General features: G+C 70.2%; 3 protein-coding genes. All 3 read right to left on the minus strand.

Annotation, left to right across the window (positions count from 1 at the left end):
* Positions 1–815 (minus strand): HAMP domain-containing protein (locus tag VFM98_RS13355; RefSeq protein WP_325110407.1); only part of this gene is annotated, 815 nt, incomplete at its 3' end.
* 7 nt (positions 816–822) lie between these two features.
* A complete protein-coding gene (gene miaB / locus VFM98_RS13360) occupies positions 823–2,163 on the minus strand; it encodes a tRNA (N6-isopentenyl adenosine(37)-C2)-methylthiotransferase MiaB (protein WP_325110408.1) in 1,341 nt (446 codons plus the stop codon).
* Between the two features lie 7 nt (positions 2,164–2,170).
* Complete coding sequence (locus VFM98_RS13365) at positions 2,171–2,581, minus strand: hypothetical protein (protein ID WP_325110409.1); 411 nt, start codon at positions 2,579–2,581, stop codon at positions 2,171–2,173.
* Between the last annotated feature and the right edge of the window lie 401 nt (positions 2,582–2,982).

The raw sequence follows: 2,982 nt of genomic DNA on the forward strand, positions 1-2,982 counted from the left end.
TCCAGCAGCGCCGCGCCTTCGCGCAGCGCCGCCAGCGGCGTCTTCAGTTCGTGCGACACGTGCCGCAGGAAGCGGGCCTTGTCGGCATCGAGCTCGGTGAGCCGCAGCCGCAGCCAGTCCAGTTGCTGGCTGACGCGCCGCACGTCCGACGGGCCGGGGATGTCGACTGGTTGGTCGAGCCGGTTTTCTCCCAGCTGCACGATGGCCTGCTGCAGCCGTTTGAAGGGCCGCGCGAGCCACAGGCCCAGCGCCACGGCGAGCAGGACGGCCAGCGCGATCGCGCCCCACACCTGCCACACCAGCTGCGTGCGCTCGGCATCGAGCTGCTGGCGCAGCGCGCGGTCGCGCTCTTCCACCAGCGCCTGGCCGCGCGCGAGCAGGCGGGCATTGATCGCGTCGAGGTCGCGGAACTCCGCGGCGACCTGCCGTTCGCGCTCGAGCGCGGTTTCCGCCGGCCCCTGCAGCAGCGCGACGATGCCGTCCACCTGGCGCCGCCAGCGCGCGAAGTCCTGTTCCCGCAGGCCGCCGTAGGCCATCTGCTGCAGCGCGCCGCGCGCGGCCCGCAGCTCCTCGTCGAAGCGGCGCCGCAGCAGGGCGTCGCTGAGCACCAGCGACTGGCGCGCCGTGCGCTCCATGCCGGCTGTGCGGGCGGCGAGCGCCTGGCCGGCGGCGTTGAGGGCCAGCGCGCGGTCCGCCGCCTCGCCGCTTTGCGCCACCAGCCGTTCGAGCACGAGCACCGCGCGCAGGGCGGTGCCGCCCAGCAGCAGCGCGATCAGCAGGAAGGCCGCGAGCAGCAGTTGCCGGAACGACCCCATCGCCCGGTCAGGCGGCCTGCACGGACTCCGCCCGCACGACCTCGCCGCGCAGCGAGTGCGGCAGCGCCTGGGTGATGGTCACGTCCACCATCCGGCCCACCAGGCGCCGCGCCCCCGCGAAGTTGACGATGCGGTTGCACTCCGTGCGGCCCATGAGCTCGTTCGGGTCCTTGCGCGAAGGGCCTTCGACCAGGATGCGCTGCACGGTGCCGACGCGGCTTTCGCCGATGCGGCGCACGTTCTCCTCCAGCACCGCCTGCAGATGCTGCAGCCGCCGCAGCTTCACCTCGTGCGGCGTCTCGTCGTGCAGCTGCGCCGCCGGCGTGCCGGGGCGCGGGCTGAAGATGAAGGAGAAGCTCGCGTCGTAGCCGACGTCCTCCACCAGCTTCATCAGCTTGCCGAAATCCTCCTCCGTCTCGCCGGGGAAGCCGACGATGAAATCGGAGGAGAGCGAGATCTGCGGCCGCACCGCGCGCAGCTTGCGGATCGTGCTCTTGTACTCCATGGCGGTGTAGCCGCGCTTCATCGCCATCAGGATGCGGTCGCTGCCATGCTGCACCGGCAGGTGCAGGTGGCTCACGAGCTGCGGCACCTTGCCGTAGACATCGACCAGGCGCTGGGTGAACTCGTTCGGATGGCTCGTCGTGTAGCGGATGCGCTCGATGCCCGGGATCTCCGCCACGTACTCGATCAGCAGGGCGAAGTCGGCGATCTCGCTCGTCCCGCCCATGCGGCCGCGGTAGGCGTTGACGTTCTGCCCCAGCAGCGTCACTTCCTTCACGCCCTGGTCGGCCAGCCCGGCCACCTCGGTCAGCACGTCCTCGAAGGGGCGCGAGACTTCCTCGCCGCGCGTGTACGGCACCACGCAGTAGCTGCAGTACTTGGAGCAGCCTTCCATGATCGAGACGAAGGCCGAGGCGCCCTCCACCCGCGCGGGCGGCAGGTTGTCGAACTTCTCGATCTCCGGGAAGCTGATGTCCACCTGCGGGCGCTGCTGGCGCGCCCGCGCTTCCAGCAGCTGCGGCAGGCGGTGCAGGGTCTGCGGGCCGAACACCACGTCGACGTACGGCGCGCGCTCGATGATGGCTGCGCCTTCCTGCGAGGCGACGCAGCCGCCCACGCCGATCAGCACACCCTTCTTCTTCAGGTGCTTGACGCGGCCGAGGTCGGAAAACACCTTCTCCTGCGCCTTCTCGCGCACCGAGCAGGTGTTGAACAGGATCAGGTCGGCCTGCTCCGGGTCCTGCGTGGGCTCGTAGCCCTCCGCCGCGTTCATGACGTCCGCCATCTTGTCCGAGTCGTACTCGTTCATCTGGCAGCCGAAGGTCTTGATGTACACCTTCTTCATGGCGGCCTCAGCGCAGCAGGGCGAGGGAGCGCAGCGACCAGATCGCGTCCAGCAGCTCGGCGAAGCGCTTGTGGCCCTCGGCGTCGCCGCCGTACTTGCCGCCGACCTTGGCGTACTCCTCCTCGTTCAGCAGCCAGACCTCGTGCACGAGGCCGGCCGAATCGCGCCGGTACACCGTGTAGAGGGTCTTGCCGGCGAGCGCGCCCGAGAGCACCAGCATGTTGTTGCGGTCGCGCACGCGCGCGCCGGGCGAAAGGCGGTCGGGCTTGCCGTCGACGGCGATCAGGGGCGGCGTCGCGCTGACGGCGATGACGCCGGGCTTGACGTCCTTCGGCGCTTCGCGCACGACGGTCTGCGCGTACGCCACGGAGGCGGCGAACGAAAGGCCCACGAGGGCGGTTCGGGTCCAGCGGGTCATGGTGTAGATCCAGGGGCTGTAGGGGAAGCCGGGCCACTGTGCGGGGCAGGGCCCGGGCTGTCAACGCGCGCTGTTGCGCGGATGCGAGTGCGCGCGGCAGGGGCGGAATTATCCCACGCGGCGGGATCCCGGCGGCCGCATCGGCCGGGCCGGGGTTGTAGCGCAGCCCCTTGGTCCGTCCCTGCTGCGCCGGCGACCCGGAACCTTGATCCACGTCAAAAACCCACAACCGGCTGCCGGGGCAATATATGTATTCCGGTACTTCAATACCGATTTAGATGGAGCGAGGCATGGAGACACAAGCGCTGGACCCCGAAGCCGGGCTGGACGAGATCCTGGAGTACTGCAACAACCTGCGGCAGTCGCCGCCCCCGGCGGACGACGCGCTGCCGGCGGGCTTC

Source organism: Ramlibacter sp., from assembly GCF_035706265.1.
Taxonomy (GTDB): Bacteria; Pseudomonadota; Gammaproteobacteria; order Burkholderiales; family Burkholderiaceae_C; genus Ramlibacter.

Bases quoted from the DNA above. Each gene is read 5' to 3' on its own strand.
- miaB (WP_325110408.1), bottom strand. From the start codon at position 2,163: ATGAAGAAGGTGTACATCAAGACCTTCGGCTGCCAGATGAACGAGTAC.
- VFM98_RS13365 (WP_325110409.1), bottom strand. From the start codon at position 2,581: ATGACCCGCTGGACCCGAACCGCCCTCGTGGGCCTTTCGTTCGCCGCC.